We start from the raw sequence: 17,848 nt of genomic DNA on the forward strand, positions 1-17,848 counted from the left end.
TTTTACCCCTGTTCTTGAGATTGATGTTTTTTAATAACCTTTGCAATTTCATTGAAGAAATCGCTAGCGTTAAATTTGACAAGATAGCCTTCTCCACCAGCTTCTTGAACACCTTTCTCATTCATAAATTCATTTGATAAAGACGAGTTAAAGACTATAGGAATATCTTTAAATCTTGAATCTTCTTTAATGCGTGCAGCAAAGTGAAAACCATCCATTTGTGGCATTTCGACATCGCTTACTATAATTTTTAAAGTATCATTTAAACTTTCACCATAAACTTGGCTTAATTCTTCTAATTTGTTTATGCCCTCTACGCCGTCCTTAGCTTCAACAACTTGAAAGCCCATCTGTTGCATCATTTCTTTGACGCGTTTTCTAGCAGTCATGCTGTCATCAAGTATAAGTGCTGTTCCAGTAAATTTTTCTATTTTTCCAAAATCTATATCTGTTTTTGGAGCGTAAATTCCTAAATCTTCAACAACACTTTCAAGATCTAAAATTAGCAACACTTCATCATTTTCAATGCGTGTTACACCTGTGATTTTACCTTTATCTAAAGCACCTGATCCTGTAGAAAAAGTTGCTGGTTCTATATCTTTCCAGTTTATTCTACGAATTCTTTTTGCTTCGTGAACTATAAAACCAATAAGAATATTGCTAAATTCAGTAATAATAACTCTAGGTTTTAGCATAGTGCTTTCTGGCTCAGTGATTTGCATCCATTTGGCAAGATTGACTACAGGTATAACCACTCCACGAAGATCAAAGATACCTTCGATGTAATCAGGTACACCTGGAAGTTCTGTAAGGCTTGGGATTTTTATAATCTCCCTTACCTTAGAAACATTTACACCATAAATTCCTTCATAGACTTTATCGTGTCCTTGCTTAAAGATACGGAAATCGACAAGCTCCATTTCATTTGAACCCGTTTTCACGATATTTTCATCAAACATTTTGACCCCTCAATTTCTGTTCTCGAAATTTGATTTCTTGTTGATATTCTACTACAAAAAAACTTCTCTCATATGCAAAACTAGCTAAGTTAAGATATTTAATGTTTTCTTTGTTGATTTGATGATTTTGATGATAGTGTCCTTCACATACCCAAAATCCTAAATTTTCATATCTTTCATATCTTTTTTTTGCTAAATTTTCAAAATCTTTTATTTGATAAAAAAGGTTTTTTTTGTTTTGATTTTGAAGAATTTTATTTGAAATAAAATTACAAGTAATAATATTTAAAAAATTCAAAAATATAAGCAAATAATGATTTCTTAATGTTTTAAGAGTAAATTGTAAAAGAGGTGGTAAAAAAATATCCCCGTGAGCTAATTTTATAAAAGCGTTATTTAAAACAAGATTATTACCTTTACTTGTATGCAAATTAAGCTTTATGGGTTGCTTTTGTAAGTTAAAAATTTTTACCCTTTTAAAAAAACAAGAAAGATTAAAATCATGATTGCCTTCTAAGTAGATAATTTCAATCTTTAAGGCCAATTCTTCTAAAAGTTCTATGTAAGGTTTAGCAAATTCATGTGTAGCAGAGATTTCACCTATAAGTAAATCGAAAATATCACCCATAAGTATGAGTTGAGGGGTGGAAATTTTACCTTTTTTTAAGGCTTGTAAAAATTCCCAAAACCCCCTTCTTTGTTTATTTTCATGAGCGTCCGCGATTAAAATCGCTCCATTTTGTAGTAAAATTTTTTATCCTTAAAATTTCAAAGGCTCATAATTTATAGAAAGGATTTCAAATTCACTTTCACCTTTTGGCAAACGTACTTTAAAATCATCTCCTTCTTTTTTCCCAAGCATAGCTTTTGCTATTGGAGATGCGATGGAAATATAACCCTTATCTAAATCTCCTTCGCAAATTCCTACTAGAGTATATTTGCTTTCTTTTTCTGTATCCAAATCCATGATCACAACACTTGAACCAAATTTCACACTATCGTGCTCATAGCTTGAAGGATCGATCACTTGAGCTCTTGCTAGCAAGTCACTAAGCTCTGCTATACGACTTTCTATCAAAGCTTGCTTTTCTCTTGCGGCATGGTATTCTGCATTTTCTTTTAAATCCCCGTGACTTCTTGCTGTATCGATTTCTATTACAACGGCAGGGCGTTGATTATCTTTCAAATCTTTTAATTCTGCGGCTAACTTATCATAGCCAAATTGACTCATTGGTTCTTTTTGCATAATTTATCCTTTTATATTTCACTTAGGATTTTTGCTAAATTTTTAGCACTTCCAAATTGTAAATATTCTTTTAAAAAATAAACTTTAGCAAAAAATGCCTTATAATCATATTTATTATAAGCTTCATATAAATTTAAAACATTGACTTTATCTTGTAAAAATTCAGGATTTAAAGCTTCTTTTCCAGCGAAATCACAAAAAATATTTGCAAGTCCTATGTGTTTTAATTTTACAAAAAGTTTTGCGATAAAAATATCGATAGCCTTTGCCTTATAAGCAAGAACAAAAGGAGTTCCCACTAAAGCTGCTTCTAAAGTAGCCGTTCCACTACAAATAAAGGCAAAATCAGCTTTTTTAAGCACTTTTGGAGTGTTACTTTCTATTTTAAATTCACTAATATCACCATAAATTTCTAATTTTTCAAGATTAAATGGGGGAACACAAAGAATTTTTTCACCCTTAAATTTTTGAGAAAGTTCTTTAAAAATAGGCATCAAACGCCTAATTTCACTACGCCTTGAACCTGGTAAAAAGGCTATAGTTTTTTCATCATCTTTTTTTAAAAGTATATTGTTAATGTCTTCTTTATTTTTAAATTCTTTTATCTCATCTAAAAGCGGATGGCCTACATAAGTGCTTTTGTTAAAAAACTGATTATCAAAGGGTAAAATAGAAGCTAAAATATCAAAATGACTTTCTATGATAGGTATGCGACCTTTTTTCCACGCCCAAACTTGAGGCAAAATATAATAAATGCGTGGAATTTTACTACCTGCTTTTTTTAAAGCCTTTGCAAAAGGTATGTTAAAAGCGGGCGAATCTATACATAAAATCCCATCTATTTTTTGAGTAAAACTTAAATTTACAAGTTCTTTTATAGCTTTTTTTGCTTTAAAAATCAAAGGTAAAACTTCTATAAAACCCATAGCACTAAATTCATGTGAGCTATAAAGTGGCTTAGAATTTAGATCAAATTCTTTGCATAAGCTCTCATCATAAATCCCATGAATTTCAAATTCGCCAAAATCTTTTTTATAAGCTTTTAAAACTTCTTTTAAATGCAAATTTGCTGAAGGTTCTAAAGCACAAACTAAAAAGGTTTTCAAAAAATTTCCTTATCAATATTTTAAACATTTTATCTTATTTCGGCTTAATTAAAAGAAGTTGTGGAAAAATACACGCTAAAAGTGTATATGAAGGTTTATTATTTTCTCCAGTAGTATTTTTTGAAAATTATTTATTTTTTGCATCGATTTATTAAATATTTTAATTACTCACAAGCTTATTATTTTAGCTTGCTTGCAAGTAATTAATAAATAGGGGTTGCTTCTATAATAGCTGGAGTAAAAAACATTAATTCGTTTAAATCTAAAAATAAAGCTGGATCTAAAGTACATGGTTGTATACCAAAACGTTTTTCTATTGGAACATTTGGGTTGTAAAATATTTTCATACATTCTCTTCCACCTTCAACTAAAGATCTTATTTGAACTGCTGAGCTAGTTGTTGGCATAATAGAAAATATAGTTTCTAACTTTCCATCTTTTAAATCTTGTTTGCATGATTTCCCTCCAAAAAAACCACTTTCTAGTATTGCCAAACAAATATCATCATCGTTTGGATTTACAAATTGCACATAACCAAAGTGTAACAATTCTCCTAATTCATCTTTTTGTTTTAATTCATCGCTAAGTATAATTTCTCTTAAGATCCAATTTTGGTCTTTTAAATCTTCCGAAGTCTCTCTAAAAGGGCTTAAACTAATTCCTGTCTGTAAGGATCTAATAGCAAACATTGGTGTAAAATCAGATAAATCGCCAGGTTCTTCGATAGATTTAGATAAGCTTAATAAAACTAATATTAAAATAACAATTTTTTTCATAACAACACCTTATATTAAAAAAATTTTCTAAAATTCACAGGAAAATGATCTGAAGCTAAAAACGTTCTAAGTCCAGCAGCAGCTAGTATGGCTAGTATAGCTGGGGGAGTATATCTTCTGGTTGTATCAGAATTTCCTGTAACAGCGTAATCAAGAACACCGCCGCTTGCTTGAGTATAAGAAGCAGGAGAAACAAAATATATACGATCCCTTAATCCTCGATCTAATAAAGATGCTAATGAGCCTGGATTTCTATTAAAATCTCCCAAGATCATCCAATTAATTTGAGGCATGTTTCTAAAATGCATATCAACAGCAGTAACTATAGCACCTGCATCATTTCCTCCTCTTGCTAAAGCATGTGCATTGAAAAATACATCATTGCCAATACGGATTCCTATGATAGGTCTTGAAGCAACGGTTGGAGGAGGTAATACAATTACTTCATCTGCCTGTCTTCTGCTTACTATTGCCATATTAACTCTATTTGCTCCTACATCAACTCTTGAATAATATATAAAAACTGAATTAGGACGAGATAAGGTTCCTAGATTCCATTCGTATTCATGGATAGGAATACCCACCCCAACAGGCTGAACTTGTCTTTGTGTCATTACTGCAGTGGATGGTAAAACACCTGCTTCTTGAATAGCTAAGACATCCATAGGATTGCTTCCCGTAACAAGTTGTCTAACGCTAATATTCCATTTACTTTCTGTTGATGCTGAAGAACCTTGTAAATTCCATGTTCCAACATTATAATCTTCTAAAGAAGCAAAACTCAAATTGATACTTAAAATAATCAATAATATTTTTTTCATAATTAACTCCAAAATTTATCTATAGGGACTATGAGTAGCATAAGTAGGCGGTGCTATATACCACTGTCTATCTAAATTTTTTTCTCCTGATTTTAAACAATCAGTAAGAAATATTTTATAATAACTAAAATCAAATTCTTTCATTACATCATTTATAGGTGTTTGAATGCATTTTTGAGTTGCGTAATTATAAATTTGATAAGCACCATTACTCATAGGAAATAATATCCAAAATTGAGCAAAATTGCTTTGATCACAAGGGTAATGGACAACCCCTTCGCCATAAGCATTGAGACATGTAAGCGTCTTAACGTTTTTAATCATAACTTTGTTTTGAGGAAATTCTATGATTTGCCAGACATTTGCATCGCCAAAAGGTATACTTGAATATAAAGTATAGCCCCATATCCAATTTCCCGGTCTTAAAGCCCATACAGTTAAAGCTGCTCCTGATGGACCCATTATGGTTACAAAATCACTAGGATATCCTCTATTTTCATATACAGATGCATCATTAAATTTTCCATTTGATTGTAATCTAGGCGAAGGTCCTTTAACAAAATCATTACCTTTAAAAGTATTTGTTTTTATTACAGGTGGTTCTAAAGGAACATCTTTTGGTATCAAATCTGAACCATCAACTAAAGCAGGAGTTTCTTGTTTGGCTGGTATTGTAGGTGTTTTTCCTATTTTAAGTGGATCGCTATCATGCAAATCACCGTAAGATCGTCCCAGAGGATTAAGCTCTTTAGAAGAGCATCCGATAAAAAATATCAATAATAAGCTTAATACTATCATAGAATGAAATTTTTGCATTTTTTCTCCTTAAAGTGAATTAAGATGTCGATAAGTATAATAATATAATTTTAAAAATATATAAAAAATTATAATTTAAGATTAAATAATTGTCTTCTATAAAAGAATAAAATTTTAATTTTTTGGAAAAATTATAGTTATAAAAAAAATATATTAACATCAATAATGAAAATTAATTTTAATAATAAAAAAGTTTTTTTATTATTAAAATTTAAACTATGGAATTTTAAGTTTTTAAGAATAAAAATATAAATGAGTATGGAATTCAAAATATTTGAACACTAGAAGAGTTACGATTAAAATCGTGATTCTAAAGTGTAGATTGGACTAAATAATAAAAATTAAGTTAATTAAGTTAATTGTGAATTACTTTATTGAGTTGAGAATAAAAGAATTAATTATAAAGAACATTTCTATATAGCTTTATTTGTATTTATTCTTAAAGCTTTTTATGTTAAAATATCCAATAAGGAAAAGCAATGAAAGAAATTCTTATCACTAATGATGATGGCTATGAGAGCAAAGGACTTAAAAAACTCATTAAGATGTTAAAAAAAGAATTTAAAGCCAAGATCACCATAGTAGCTCCTGCTAGTGAAAAATCAGCTTGTTCACACTCCATAACCCTAACCAAACCTTTGCGTTTTGTTAAAGTAGGAAAAAGATTTTACAAACTTGATGATGGCACTCCTGCAGATTGTGTTTATCTTGCACTTCACGCACTTTATAAAACACGCTTGCCTGATCTTGTAATCAGTGGGATTAACAAAGGAGCAAATGTAGGTGAAGATATTACTTACTCAGGAACTTGCGCAGGAGCTATGGAGGCGGTTTTACAAGGAATTCCTGCTATCGCTCTTTCTCAATTTTATAAAAAAAGCGAAAAAGAAATAGACTATAAAAATGCTTTAAAAATTACCAAAAAAATCATTCAAAATATTTTTGATAAAGGTTTTCCTTTGGAAAAAAAAGAATTTTTAAATATCAATTTTCCTGCAAAATCAAAAATCAAAGGCATTAAAATTTGTAAAGCAGGCAAAAGGGTTTATAATTTTGAAGCCCATTCAAATGTCAATCCACGAGGAGTGGAGTACTATTGGCTTGCAGCGGCGAATTTAGACTTTGAAGATGAGAAAAATAGCGATATTGCCTTGCTTAAAAAAGGCTACGCTACAATAACCCCTATAATGCTGGATCTTACAGCTTATGAAAAAATGAAAAAGGTTAAAAAATGGTTAAAGGCAAATGATGAATGATAGATTTACACGTATAAAATGGCTAGTTGGAGAAGAAAAATTTCAAAAAATTTCACAAACAAAAGTTTTGGTTTGCGGACTTGGTGGAGTGGGTGGAATTTGCGTTGATGCGCTTTATCGTAGTGGTTTTAAAAACCTTACTTTAATCGATGCGGATAAATTTGAAATCACCAATCAAAATCGCCAAATTCATAGCGAAAATATAGGCGAAGAAAAAGCTAAAGTATTTGAAAGAATTTATAAGGCTAAAGGTATAGTCAGCAAAATCGATGAAGATTTTTTAAAAAATTTTGATTTAAGCGAGTTTGATCTTATCATAGATGCCATTGATGATATCCCTGCAAAAGTAGCTTTGGCTCATCTTATAGATTTTAAAAAACAAATTTTTATCTCTTCAACAGGTGGAGCTAGAAAGCTTGATCCAACACGCATTAAAACTACAAGTATTTTTAAAACTCACGGTGATGCTTTAGCAAAAAAATTTCGTTATGAACTTAGAAAATCAGGCTTTAAGGGAAATTTTGATGTGGTATTTTCTGATGAAGAAGCACATTGTAAAGATTTAGGTTCTTTTATGGGTGTGACAGCTTCTTTTGGTTTGGCTTTAGCAAGTTTAGCAATGAGAAAAGTCTTATCAAAATATAAAGAGCAATGAGAAATTTTATTGTATTTATATTGTTTTTGAATATAGCCATTGGAGAGGATAAAATACTTGGTAATTTTTTTAAAGATTGTAATACAAGTGGGACTTTTATAGTCTTTGATGGAAAAAATTATGCAAGTAATGATTTTCAAAGAGCTAAACAAGCCTTTTCTCCTGCTTCAACTTTTAAAATTTTTAATGCTTTAATTGCACTTGATAATGGTGTAGTTAGAGATACAAAGGAAATTTTCTATCATTATAAGGGTGAAAAAGTATTTTTGCCCTCTTGGAAACAAGATGCTAGTTTAAGCTCAGCCATAAAACGCTCTCAAGTGCCTGCTTTTAAAGAATTGGCAAGAAAAATAGGACTTAAAACCATGCAAGAAGGCTTAAATAAACTTTCTTATGGAAATACAAAAATTTCAAAAATCGATACCTTTTGGCTCGATAATTCTTTACAAATTTCTGCAAAAAATCAAGCTGATTTGCTTTTTAAACTTTCGCAAAATTCTTTACCTTTTTCCAAAAAAAGTCAAGAAGAAGTTAAAGAAATTATTCTTTTTAAGGAAGATAAAATCCAAAAAATTTATGCTAAAACAGGTTTTAATGATAATATCAATTTAGCTTGGATTGTTGGATTTGTAAAGACTGAAAACAAAATTTTATCTTTTGCTTTAAATGTTGATATAAAGGACATTAAAAATATTAAAATAAGGGAAGAATTGCTAGAAAAATATCTAGCAATCATAACAAATTAAAATAATCCTGCAATCTGATTTGCAATTTTATCTTCTAAAATAGGCGTAGCTTCAGGAAGTTTAAGTCCTGTTTTCACAGCTTCTGCAAAAATAATAGTATTTTTTTCTATATATTTGCCTTCATAAGTTTGTTGTGTATTATTGATTTGATTTGAATTTAAATGTCCTACTTTATCACTGCGAACATTTCCGCCAAAGCTATTTAAAAAGCCTGAGCTTTGGGAATCTCTTACGCTAGCTTGTCCGCTAACATTACCACTAGAAGTTAAAACTTTACCATCAGCTTTTTGCTTGATATTAATATCTACTTGCATTTGCCAAATTGTATCTTCGGTAAGTTTTCCTAAAAGTCCTCCTACTAAAGCACCTGCAGCACCTGCAGCAACCATACCTCCTGCACCGCCGCCATTATAGCCACTAACTGCCACACCCGTAGCACCTCCTGCAACAGCACTGCCTACAGCATTATTTTCTTGTTTTTTATCGCAATATAAAATATTAGTACTTAAAATATAATTTGCTTTATCAGGATCATCTATAACTTTATATCCTTTAGCTTCCAAAGCACTTCTTAATTTAGGTTCTAAATTTACATCATGTCCGCTTGTATTTTTGATATTTAAAAATACAATTCTTTTTTCCTTAGCTACAGGATCAAGAAAAATACTTTGACTCATTGTTGCATTAGTTTGTAAAGTAGTTGTTAAACAACCTGTGAGTAAACTAGCTGCCAAAACACTACTTAATGTGATTTTAAAAATTGATTTTTTCATGATTTCTCCTTAAAGTATAGAATTTTGTTTATTTTTGCGTTCTTGTTCTTCTTTTTTGATATAGTCTTTATAAAGTTTTTCAAATTGATTAGTTTTATAAGTTAAATACATCTCAAAACTTAAATGAGGTGATTCAAGTTCTATTTTACAATCTCCATCCTGTAATTTTACATAACGATTACCTACATAAGGTACTTCTTTTTTGATAATTTTATATTTTGAAAGCGAAGATAAAATATCATTAAAACGATCTTTATGAAATTTTAATTGCACTAGTGTTAATCTATTTTCTTTATCAAAAATAAAAAGAACTTTATCTTTTAAACCCTCAAGCTCAAAATCACTTGAACTTACTTCAATAATCTTACCCCCTGTGTAAATACTAGTACCAGCATTTGAAAAGTTCGGATATTTTTTTACAACTTCATCGAAATTAGCTTTACCAAGTTCTAAGCCAAAAGGCATGGGATTTGCAAATATAACAGTAGTGTAAAAAATGCAAAATAAAAATATTTTTTTCACAATTAACTCCTTTTTAAAAATGAAAAATCAATTATAAAGACTTAAAGCTTAACAAACACTTATAAGTGTTTGTTATTTTACACTTGCTTTTTTATCATTCTAAAAATAACAATTTAGGTATTCAAATTGGAACAAGAATTAGATATTTTTTTTAATAAAATTGTAGAAAAAGTTAAAAAAGAAAGAAAAAAGCGAAAAATATCTCAGCTAATGCTTGCTAGCATTTTAGGACATAAATCACCAAATTATATTGCAAAAATAGAAACTAGAAAACATGGAGCAAATTATAATCTTGCTCATCTTTATCAAATTTCTAAAGAATTTGGTATAGACATCAAAGACTTAATGCCTTAAATTTTTCCAACAATAATAGGATTAAAAGCTTTTACTGAAAGTATGAGAGTATCGCCTATTTTTATATCTTGATAAGCTTTTAAAAATTCCTCTTCACTAAGAGTAATTTTAATAATGTCTTGATTTAAAAGCAAGGTTAAAACCACTAAAATATCACTTTTTTTAATTTCTAACAAAGTTGCACTTAAACGCAATTTTGCACTAATACTTGAATGAGTAAAAAATTCATTTTTAGGAAAATCCTTAATGATTTTTCCATTCCTAAGCTCTAAAATTCTATGACTTAACTTATAAATTTCAGCTAAATCATGACTTACCAATAAAGTACTTATCTTAAAATACTCTAAAATTTTAGCCAATTCATCTTGTAAATTGGCGCGCATTTTAAAATCCAAAGCGCTCAAAGGCTCATCTAAAAGCAAAATTTTTGGTTCCCTTGCTAAAGCTCTTGCTAAAGCTACTCTTTGTGCTTGTCCTCCGCTTAAATGTTTAGGATAAATTTTAGCCAAATTTTCAAGATCCATTAAGGCTAGAAGTTCCATAACCTTTGCCTTAGAACTAGCGGCATAGGCGATATTTTCTTTTACATTCATATTTGGAAAAAGCGCATAATCTTGAAAAACAAAACCAATTTTTCTTTTTTGCAAAGCTAAACTAAAATTTTTTGAAGAATCAAACCAAAGTTCATTATCTACTTCTATACGTCCAAATTCAGGTTTTATAAGTCCTGCTATGATTTTTAAAAGAGTGGTTTTTCCTGCTCCGCTTTCGCCAAAAAGTGCAGTAATTTTTCCTGATTCTATATCTTTTTTAAAATTTAAATCCAGCCTTCCTTTGGCGGTATTCATAGGATGATTGATATCAATTTTTATCATTGAAAACTCATTTTTTTATTGACAAAATAAAGACTAAAAAGCACCAAAAAAGAAAAAATAAACAATATAAAAGCATATTGATGTGCCAAGCTATAGTTTAAGATTTCAAGTTCATCGTAAATAGCTATACTAGCTACTAAAGTTTCACCTTGTTTATGTCCTCCTATCATCATCACGACTCCAAATTCACCCACAGTATGGGCAAAACTCATCGCACAAGCACTAAAAATTCCTGCTTTAGAATTAGGTAAAATCACTCTAAAAAGAGTATAAATTTTACTTTTACCTAAACTATAAGAAGCATCGAGCAAATTTGGATTGATCGATGAAAAGGCACTTTGCAAAGGATTTACCATAAAAGGCAAAGAAAAAATCAAAGAAGCAAAAACAAGACCTTCAAAACTAAAAACCAAAGAAAGATTAAAATATTCTTTTAAAACTTGCCCTAAAAAACTATTAGCCGAAAAAGTTACAAGCAAATAAAATCCCAAAACACTAGGAGGTAAAATCAAAGGCAAAGAAATAAAGCTTTGAAGGATTGTTTTAAAAGGAAAACGCACAAAACTTAACAAATAAGCTAAAAATACACCAATAAAAAAAAGAATAAAAGTCGTGATAAAAGCAAGTTTAAAAGTAAGATAAAGGGTTTGTAAAAAAGCTGAATCAAGCACTATGACTCCTTAATACAATATCATTTGCTTTTACAAAGCAAAGCCATTCTTGATTTTCACAAAGTTCAAGTTCTAAGGCTTTTTCTTTGGTGATGATGCTAGAAAGCTCATTACCTTTAAAATCAAAAAATACCTGATACAAAAGTTCGCCTTTTTTAATTTTTGTAATTTTAGCCAAAAAAGAATTTTCAACACTTAAAAGAGTTTTACTTGTGCTAAAACAAAGCTCATGTTCTTTAAAAAGAAGTTCTACACTCGCGCCAATTTTTAAATTTTCTAAAGATTTTAATTCAAGCATTAAAACACTAAAAATCACTTCTTTAGAAAGTATTTTAACAATAACTATATCCTCTTGATTTAAAAGCTCACAAATTTGTCCTTTTATAAGGTTCATGGTGTGCTAAATCCGTATTTTTTGAAAATTTCTTTTGCTTTTGAAGAGCCAATAAATTCGCTAAATTCAAAGGCTAATTTTTTATCCTTAGCGTATTTTGTGATAACATAACTTTGCTCTAAAGGGCTAAAATACTTTGCATCAATTATAACAGCCTTACCCTTAGGATGATTGATAGAAGAAACTAAAGAATAAGCTACTATAGCTATATCTGCATTTTTACTATCTACATGTAAAACAGGCACTGAGATATTTTCACCTAAAACGATTTTATCCTTAAAAAGCTCATTTAAATCCAAATTTTCAAGCACTTCTTTAGCTGCTACTCCATAAGGAGCTACTTTAGGATTGGCTATGCTTAGATGCGTGATTTTACCTGCCTTTTCTTTTAAATTTTCAACACCTCCTTGGAGTAAATTTTCATCCAAGCTATATAAAGCCAAAACTCCCAAAACATAAACTTTTGGCTTTATTAAAGCATTTTTATCATCATAAATAGCCTTAGCATATTTAGTATCCGCTGAAAAAAAGAGATCAAATTCTCTTCCTTGTTTTAAAAGCTCATAATATTTTCCAGAAGCACCAAAAACCAATTCTATTTTATCTTCTGGATGTGTTTTCAAAAACTCATCTTTAACTTCACTCATCGCCTTTGAAGCTGAAGAAGCCACGAAAATGTTTAAATTTTGTGCATTTAAACACGAAGCAAAAAACAAAATCCCAAAAAATACTATAAACTTTTTCATTTAGTTTTCCTTGTGTAAAAATTTAATTTTTGGATTATAACACAAAAAATTCATTTTATATCATTTTTGCATAAAATAAATACAGGATGATAAGTGAGTTTGTTTTGAAATTTTTCTTCAAATTCTTTTAAAAAGCTTTTATTTAAAGGATAAAATCCTAAAGAATTTACCCCGCTTAATTTTAAATGCCTAAAAACATCTAAAGCATTATCAAAGCTTAATTTTATGAGTTCTTGAGTAATTTTTACCTCATTAAAATAGACTTTAAAAATTTGTTCTAATTCATTTAAGCTAAAATAATTTAAACCAAAACCCGTGCTTTGCTTGATTTCTTTTAAATTTTGTTCTACAAAAGTAGAAAGAAGTAAAATCCCATTTTGATTTAGCATATTCCTAAGACTTGGTAAAATGCGTTTTAAATCAAGCCATTGCAAAGTTGCATTTGAAACAATAAGATCAAATTTCTCTTTACTTAAATCCTGTTTTGAAATTTCATTCATATCAAAAATTAAAATATTAGAATTTTCTTTAAAATCTAAAATATCGTTTTTTAAATACTCATCAAAGGTAATGAAATTTTGAAGTTTTTTACTCAATTCACCCCTACCACAACCAAATTCAAACACTTTTTCAAAATGTGAAATTTTTAAATCTTTTAAAATTTCACAAAGTTTTAAACCCATGAAATCTTGCACTTTTGCATGTTTTTCATAATCTTTTGCTTTTAAAAAATTCAAAGCTCATCCCAAGTTTTAAAATGAAAAAAAGCAAAATGCGGTTCATTTAAAAAAATAAGTTTTGAAAAAGCATTTTTTAAAGCATTTGGTGGAAAAATTTCATCTTTTTTACTTGAATAAACCTTATCCCAAAGCAAATTTTCTTCTTGTTTTACTAAAGCAAAGTCAAAAAGTTTTTCAAGCTCTATTTTTAAAGCTTTTTCATCTTTAAAAATAAAATCTTTGGCTAAGCTTTTGCATTCTTCAAATAAAACTTCTTTAAAATGTTCTAATTTAAAATTTTGTAGGGTTTTTTTAAAAATTGTAGGATGAATTCCTTTTGATTTATCTATGCCTAAATTTGTGCCATTTATGGCTATTTTTTGTTTAAAATTAAGCTCTTTTAAAAGTCTATTTGCCACACAAACCCCCATAGAAAAAGCGATTAAAAAAAGTTCATCAAAAGCTTTGAAATCAAAATTTAAATCAAAATTTTCATAATCATAAAATAAAATCACATTTTTATCGCTTTTTAAATGCGAAAAATGACTAGAATGTGAAGCAAATCCCCCAAATACCACTATAAGTTTTTTTGAATCAGGATTTTTGCATAAAAATTCATATTTCATAAAAGCTCTATTATCCTTTCAAGTTCTTCTATATTAAGTCCTGCGTGCAAAGAAAAACGAATTCTAGCTGTATTTTTTGGCACGGTAGGTTCTTTAATCGCAGGAGCAAAAAATCCAGCTTTTTGAAGTTTTTGTGAAATTTCTAAGGCTTTTTTATTTTCACCTAAAAGCAAGCAAATAATATAAGCATCGCCTAAAACAGTGTGATTTTTTTCTTGCAATTTACTTTTAAAAAAAGTACTTAAAAGTTCTAATTTTTCTCTTTCTTTCTTAAAATAAGGCATTTTTTTAAAAATAAATTGCGTCCAAGCTACATTAATAGGTGGCAAGGCTGTAGAATAAATAAAAGCTCTAGCTTTGTTGATGAAAAATTTTTTATATTTTTCATCACATATCATACAAGCACCCATGGAGGCAAGGGCTTTTCCAAAGGTAAAAACCAAAAAATCCACTTCATTTTCCAAGGTCAGTTTTTTAACAAACCCCAAACCTTCTTCATCAAAACAACCCACGCTGTGTGCTTCATCTATATAAAGCTTAATTTTATCATAACGTCTTTTAAGCTCACACAAAGTTTTAAAATCGCTAAAATCTCCATCCATACTAAACAAAGCTTCGCTTAAAACGATGATATTTTCATAATTTTCATAATGTTTTTGGATTAAACTCTCTAAATGATTCATATCTTTATGATGAAAACGAAAAAAATCAGCCCTGCCAAGTCTTAAGCCATCAATCATACTTGCATGAATTAATTTATCGGCTAAAAAAAGCGTTTTAGAAACGCTAGAAAGTGCTGCTATACAAGAGATATTTAGATGATAGCCACTATTAAAATGTAAAATTTCCTTATCTTTAAATTTAGTCTTTAAAAAACTTTCTAATTCTTCATAAATTTCAAAATTTCCACTCAAACTTCTTGAACTAGAACTTGAAAAAAACAAATCTTGCTCTTTTAAGGTATTTAAAAACTCAGCTTTTAACTCTTTAGAAGACGCCAAATAAAGATAATCATTTCCTGCTAAATTTAAAAGTTTTTGATTTTGCTTATAAACAAATTTATTTTCATGTTTTAAAGGCGTTAGAGTTCTTAGATTGTGATTTTGCTCTAGATCTTGCAAAATTTTTTCAAGCTTCATTTTTTTCCTGTAAATTTAAAAATTTAAAGTATTATTTTGCCAAAATATTTTTAAAAAAGAAGTTATAATGCAAAATCAAATCTTAAAAAATCTTGATTTAAAACACATTTGGCACCCTTGCACACAAATGAAAGATCACGAAACCCTACCTTTAATCCCTATAAAAACAGCAAAAGGCGTGTGGCTTTATGATTTTGATGATAAAGCTTATATGGATTGTGTGAGTTCTTGGTGGGTAAATCTTTTTGGTCATTGTAATGAAAAAATCGCAAATGCCATTAAAAAACAAGTTGATGAGCTTGAACATGTGATTTTAGCAGGTTTTACACATGAGCCTATCATCAAGCTTTCTACGAGACTTTGTGAAAAAGTAGGCAGGAATTTTAACAAATGTTTTTATGCAGATAATGGCTCAAGTGCTATTGAAGTAGCACTTAAGATGAGTTTTCATTATCATTTAAATAAAGGCTTGAAAAAAAATAAATTTTTATCCCTAAGCAATTCCTATCATGGTGAAACCTTAGGGGCTTTAAGCGTGGGCGATGTTGCGCTATATAAAGATACTTACAAAGCCTTGCTTTTAGAGTGTTTAAGCACTCCTGTGCCACAAGGCAAAGACTATACTAAAGAGCTTGAAATTTTAAAAGATATTTTAGAAAAACACTCGAGTGAAATTTGTGCTTTTATTCTTGAACCCTTGGTGCAATGTGCGGGAAATATGCACATGTATGAAGTTGGTTTTATCGATGAAGCGATCAAGCTTTGCCATGCTTTTAATGTGCAAGTGATTTTTGATGAAATTGCAGTGGGTTTTGGACGCACAGGAACTTTGTTTGCCTTGCATCAATGCAAACAAAGCCCCGATTTTATCTGTCTTTCAAAGGGAATTACAGGAGGATTTATGCCTCTTTCTGTAGTGCTTACAAAGGATGAAATTTATAATGCTTTTTATGATACTTATGAAAGCCAAAAGGCTTTTTTACATTCTCATAGCTATACGGGAAATACCTTAGCTTGCGCGGCAGCTAATGCGGTTTTAGATATCTTTGAAAATGAAAATATTTTAGAAAAAAATCAAATTTTAAGTACCTTTATCCAGCAAGAATTTTCCAAACTTAAAAAATTTGATTTTTTAGGAAATTTTAGAACTTGTGGAATGATTAGTGCTTTTGATATTTTAAGCCATAAACACGAACGCATGGGACTTTTTGTATTTCAAAAAGCCTTAGAAAAAGGCTTGCTTTTAAGACCTTTAGCAAATACGATTTATTTTATGCCTCCTTACATCATCACAAAAGAACAAATCGTTTATGTGGTGGAAAGTTTAGAGCAGATTTTTAATGAATTTTAAGTTGTAAAATTTCTTGCATTTGCTCTTTAAAATCTTCATTTAAAATGCTATTTTCATCAAAAAAATCAAGATTGATTATGGGAATTTTTGCATAATTTTTTATAAAATCATCTTGTAAGATATCTTTTTTACCCATCATCACAAGGGCTAAAAGATTGATATTTCTTTGCTTTAAAGCTTCAATGCTAAGTAAAATATGATTAATACTTCCAAGATAGTATTTTGCTACTAAAATCGTAGGGTGTTTAAAAATATTTACAAAATCAATCATAGTGTAATTTTCATCCATAGGAGAAAAAAGCCCACCCGCAAGCTCAATAAGTAGGTTCTCACTTTTTGGTAAAATAATATCTAAGGCTTTATAATCAAGCTTTTCTTTGATTTTTCCAAGATGAGGGGAAGCTGGAGTTTGCAAAAAAATACCTTCTTTAAAAACCTTTGTTTTTGGGCTAAATTTTGCAATAAACTCGCTATCTGTTGGAGTTCCTGCTTGAATGAGTTTAAAATAATCATAGTTAAAATTCGCGCAAAAAGCTGCACTAAAATGTGTTTTTCCTACATCAGTATGTATTCCACTCACATAAATTTGCACAAAAAATCCTTAAGAAAGAAATTTTAAACCTACTGTACAAGCAATAATCACAGCGATTAAAAAAAGTTTTAAAAAACTTTTACTTTCTTTATAAAAAAGTACTCCTATCATTACCCCACCAGCAGTTCCAGCTCCTGTCCATATAGCATAAGCAACACTCATAGCGATATTTTGCATACTTAAGCTTAAAAAAGTAAAAGAAAATCCAAAACACACTATCAAAGCCAAAAGGTAAAGCTTGTTTTTAGTGCTTACAAGTTCTTTCATGATCACCACACCAAAAATTTCACAAGCAGTAGCTAAAAACAAATAAAACCATTCCATATTTAAGCTTCCTTGCTTACCCATTTAAGGGCTATAATGCTTAAAAGTAAAATCGCTATAAGCACAAGTTTAATTACAGAAACAGCCTCATTAAAAATAAACATTTCATTTAAAACCACTCCTATAGTGCCAATGCCTACAAAAACACTATAAGTAATGCTTACTTCAAGTCTTTCACAAGCTTTTAAAAAACAAGTAAAAGAAATACAAACTCCAATGGCTGTTAAAATATAATGCCAAATTTCTGTAGAATATTTAAGTCCGCTTACCCAAAAGCATTCTATAATCCCACCTAAGATTATTAAAAACCAAGCTATATTGATATTGAATTTTTCATTCACATGAAGCCTTAAATTAACATAATTTATAAAACAAATTATA

24 protein-coding genes are annotated in these 17,848 nt (G+C 29.5%); 5 read left to right on the forward strand and 19 right to left on the reverse strand.

Going from position 1 to position 17,848, the window contains the following annotated elements:
• Window positions 1-2 precede the first annotated feature (2 nt).
• From ELQ12_RS03520 to ELQ12_RS03550, 7 genes are all read right to left on the reverse strand, one after another.
• On the reverse strand, window positions 3-959 hold the full coding sequence (locus ELQ12_RS03520) for a chemotaxis protein (protein WP_002870846.1): 957 nt from the start codon (window positions 957-959) through the stop codon (window positions 3-5).
• Window positions 952-1,710, reverse strand: coding sequence for a UDP-2,3-diacylglucosamine diphosphatase (locus tag ELQ12_RS03525; RefSeq protein ID WP_332950371.1), 759 nt, complete (start codon window positions 1,708-1,710; stop codon window positions 952-954). The genes ELQ12_RS03520 and ELQ12_RS03525 overlap by 8 nt, the downstream gene beginning before the upstream one ends.
• Before the next feature lie 9 nt (window positions 1,711-1,719).
• On the reverse strand, window positions 1,720-2,205 hold the full coding sequence (gene greA / locus ELQ12_RS03530) for a transcription elongation factor GreA (RefSeq protein ID WP_002851733.1): 486 nt from the start codon (window positions 2,203-2,205) through the stop codon (window positions 1,720-1,722).
• Window positions 2,206-2,216: 11 nt separating this feature from the next.
• Complete coding sequence (gene lpxB, locus ELQ12_RS03535; protein ID WP_070252462.1) at window positions 2,217-3,311, reverse strand: lipid-A-disaccharide synthase; 1,095 nt, start codon at window positions 3,309-3,311, stop codon at window positions 2,217-2,219.
• A 203-nt stretch (window positions 3,312-3,514) separates the two neighbouring features.
• Entirely contained in the window at window positions 3,515-4,087 is a 573-nt protein-coding gene (locus tag ELQ12_RS03540) for a cytochrome c oxidase subunit IV (RefSeq protein ID WP_044779556.1), read from the reverse strand.
• A 14-nt stretch (window positions 4,088-4,101) separates the two neighbouring features.
• Window positions 4,102-4,908 (reverse strand): cytolethal distending toxin subunit B family protein, encoded by an 807-nt coding sequence (locus ELQ12_RS03545; RefSeq protein ID WP_044779555.1) that lies wholly within the window; start codon window positions 4,906-4,908, stop codon window positions 4,102-4,104.
• A gap of 15 nt (window positions 4,909-4,923) precedes the next feature.
• Window positions 4,924-5,724 carry an RICIN domain-containing protein gene (locus ELQ12_RS03550; protein ID WP_044779554.1) on the reverse strand — a complete coding sequence of 267 codons (801 nt, stop codon included), beginning with the start codon at window positions 5,722-5,724 and terminating at the stop codon, window positions 4,924-4,926.
• Between the two features lie 479 nt (window positions 5,725-6,203).
• Here ELQ12_RS03550 and surE point away from each other — a divergent pair, with 479 nt between their 5' ends.
• The 3 genes from surE to blaOXA are packed head-to-tail and all read left to right on the forward strand — an operon-like array spanning window position 6,204 to window position 8,381.
• Entirely contained in the window at window positions 6,204-6,980 is a 777-nt protein-coding gene (gene surE, locus ELQ12_RS03555; protein ID WP_126229121.1) for a 5'/3'-nucleotidase SurE, read from the forward strand.
• Window positions 6,970-7,635, forward strand: a complete 666-nt coding sequence (locus ELQ12_RS03560; protein ID WP_074486806.1) for a ThiF family adenylyltransferase — start codon at window positions 6,970-6,972, stop codon at window positions 7,633-7,635. Before surE ends, ELQ12_RS03560 begins: the two co-directional genes overlap by 11 nt.
• Window positions 7,632-8,381 (forward strand): OXA-184 family class D beta-lactamase, encoded by a 750-nt coding sequence (gene blaOXA / locus ELQ12_RS03565; protein WP_070243316.1) that lies wholly within the window; start codon window positions 7,632-7,634, stop codon window positions 8,379-8,381. The genes ELQ12_RS03560 and blaOXA overlap by 4 nt, the downstream gene beginning before the upstream one ends.
• Here blaOXA and ELQ12_RS03570 read toward each other — a convergent pair.
• Together ELQ12_RS03570 and ELQ12_RS03575 are read right to left on the reverse strand one after the other, a co-directional pair.
• Entirely contained in the window at window positions 8,378-9,154 is a 777-nt protein-coding gene (locus ELQ12_RS03570; protein ID WP_070243315.1) for a complement resistance protein TraT, read from the reverse strand. The genes blaOXA and ELQ12_RS03570 overlap by 4 nt on opposite strands.
• Window positions 9,155-9,163: 9 nt before the next feature.
• Entirely contained in the window at window positions 9,164-9,676 is a 513-nt protein-coding gene (locus tag ELQ12_RS03575; RefSeq protein WP_002861080.1) for a hypothetical protein, read from the reverse strand.
• 126 nt (window positions 9,677-9,802) lie between these two features.
• On the opposite strand from ELQ12_RS03575, the gene ELQ12_RS03580 reads away from it, so the two are divergent.
• The gene (locus ELQ12_RS03580; protein WP_002870726.1) at window positions 9,803-10,030 is read left to right on the forward strand and encodes a helix-turn-helix domain-containing protein; all 228 of its coding nucleotides are present in this window, start codon (window positions 9,803-9,805) and stop codon (window positions 10,028-10,030) included.
• Here the strand turns inward: ELQ12_RS03580 and ELQ12_RS03585 are convergent.
• Genes ELQ12_RS03585 through ELQ12_RS03615 form a run of 7 tightly spaced genes read right to left on the reverse strand, consistent with a single transcriptional unit; the run spans window position 10,027 to window position 15,200 of the window.
• Window positions 10,027-10,905 (reverse strand): sulfate/molybdate ABC transporter ATP-binding protein, encoded by an 879-nt coding sequence (locus ELQ12_RS03585; RefSeq protein ID WP_070243314.1) that lies wholly within the window; start codon window positions 10,903-10,905, stop codon window positions 10,027-10,029. The genes ELQ12_RS03580 and ELQ12_RS03585 overlap by 4 nt on opposite strands.
• Complete coding sequence (gene modB / locus ELQ12_RS03590) at window positions 10,902-11,576, reverse strand: molybdate ABC transporter permease subunit (protein WP_070243313.1); 675 nt, start codon at window positions 11,574-11,576, stop codon at window positions 10,902-10,904. Before modB ends, ELQ12_RS03585 begins: the two co-directional genes overlap by 4 nt.
• Window positions 11,569-11,970, reverse strand: coding sequence for a molybdenum-pterin-binding protein (locus ELQ12_RS03595; RefSeq protein WP_002861084.1), 402 nt, complete (start codon window positions 11,968-11,970; stop codon window positions 11,569-11,571). Before ELQ12_RS03595 ends, modB begins: the two co-directional genes overlap by 8 nt.
• Window positions 11,967-12,716: a molybdate ABC transporter substrate-binding protein gene (modA, locus tag ELQ12_RS03600; RefSeq protein ID WP_070243312.1), complete on the reverse strand. Its 750-nt coding sequence runs from the start codon at window positions 12,714-12,716 to the stop codon at window positions 11,967-11,969. The genes ELQ12_RS03595 and modA overlap by 4 nt, the downstream gene beginning before the upstream one ends.
• Window positions 12,717-12,766: 50 nt before the next feature.
• A complete protein-coding gene (gene bioC / locus ELQ12_RS03605; protein WP_070243311.1) occupies window positions 12,767-13,453 on the reverse strand; it encodes a malonyl-ACP O-methyltransferase BioC in 687 nt (228 codons plus the stop codon).
• Window positions 13,450-14,061 (reverse strand): pimeloyl-ACP methyl esterase BioG family protein, encoded by a 612-nt coding sequence (locus ELQ12_RS03610; protein ID WP_052790049.1) that lies wholly within the window; start codon window positions 14,059-14,061, stop codon window positions 13,450-13,452. Before ELQ12_RS03610 ends, bioC begins: the two co-directional genes overlap by 4 nt.
• Window positions 14,058-15,200 carry a pyridoxal phosphate-dependent aminotransferase family protein gene (locus ELQ12_RS03615; RefSeq protein ID WP_134264571.1) on the reverse strand — a complete coding sequence of 381 codons (1,143 nt, stop codon included), beginning with the start codon at window positions 15,198-15,200 and terminating at the stop codon, window positions 14,058-14,060. Before ELQ12_RS03615 ends, ELQ12_RS03610 begins: the two co-directional genes overlap by 4 nt.
• A 67-nt stretch (window positions 15,201-15,267) precedes the next feature.
• On the opposite strand from ELQ12_RS03615, the gene ELQ12_RS03620 reads away from it, so the two are divergent.
• Entirely contained in the window at window positions 15,268-16,551 is a 1,284-nt protein-coding gene (locus ELQ12_RS03620; protein WP_134264572.1) for an adenosylmethionine--8-amino-7-oxononanoate transaminase, read from the forward strand.
• On the opposite strand, the gene bioD is transcribed toward ELQ12_RS03620, so the two are convergent.
• Genes bioD through ELQ12_RS03635 form a run of 3 tightly spaced genes read right to left on the reverse strand, consistent with a single transcriptional unit; the run spans window position 16,538 to window position 17,808 of the window.
• A complete protein-coding gene (bioD, locus tag ELQ12_RS03625; RefSeq protein ID WP_134264573.1) occupies window positions 16,538-17,143 on the reverse strand; it encodes a dethiobiotin synthase in 606 nt (201 codons plus the stop codon). The genes ELQ12_RS03620 and bioD overlap by 14 nt on opposite strands.
• 9 nt (window positions 17,144-17,152) lie before the next feature.
• The gene (locus ELQ12_RS03630; RefSeq protein WP_002794052.1) at window positions 17,153-17,467 is read right to left on the reverse strand and encodes a multidrug efflux SMR transporter; all 315 of its coding nucleotides are present in this window, start codon (window positions 17,465-17,467) and stop codon (window positions 17,153-17,155) included.
• 2 nt (window positions 17,468-17,469) lie between these two features.
• Window positions 17,470-17,808 carry a multidrug efflux SMR transporter gene (locus ELQ12_RS03635; protein ID WP_002870735.1) on the reverse strand — a complete coding sequence of 113 codons (339 nt, stop codon included), beginning with the start codon at window positions 17,806-17,808 and terminating at the stop codon, window positions 17,470-17,472.
• Window positions 17,809-17,848 lie beyond the last annotated feature (40 nt).

This window comes from Campylobacter sp. US25a, assembly GCF_004379075.1.
GTDB lineage: Bacteria > Campylobacterota > Campylobacteria > Campylobacterales > Campylobacteraceae > Campylobacter_D > Campylobacter_D jejuni.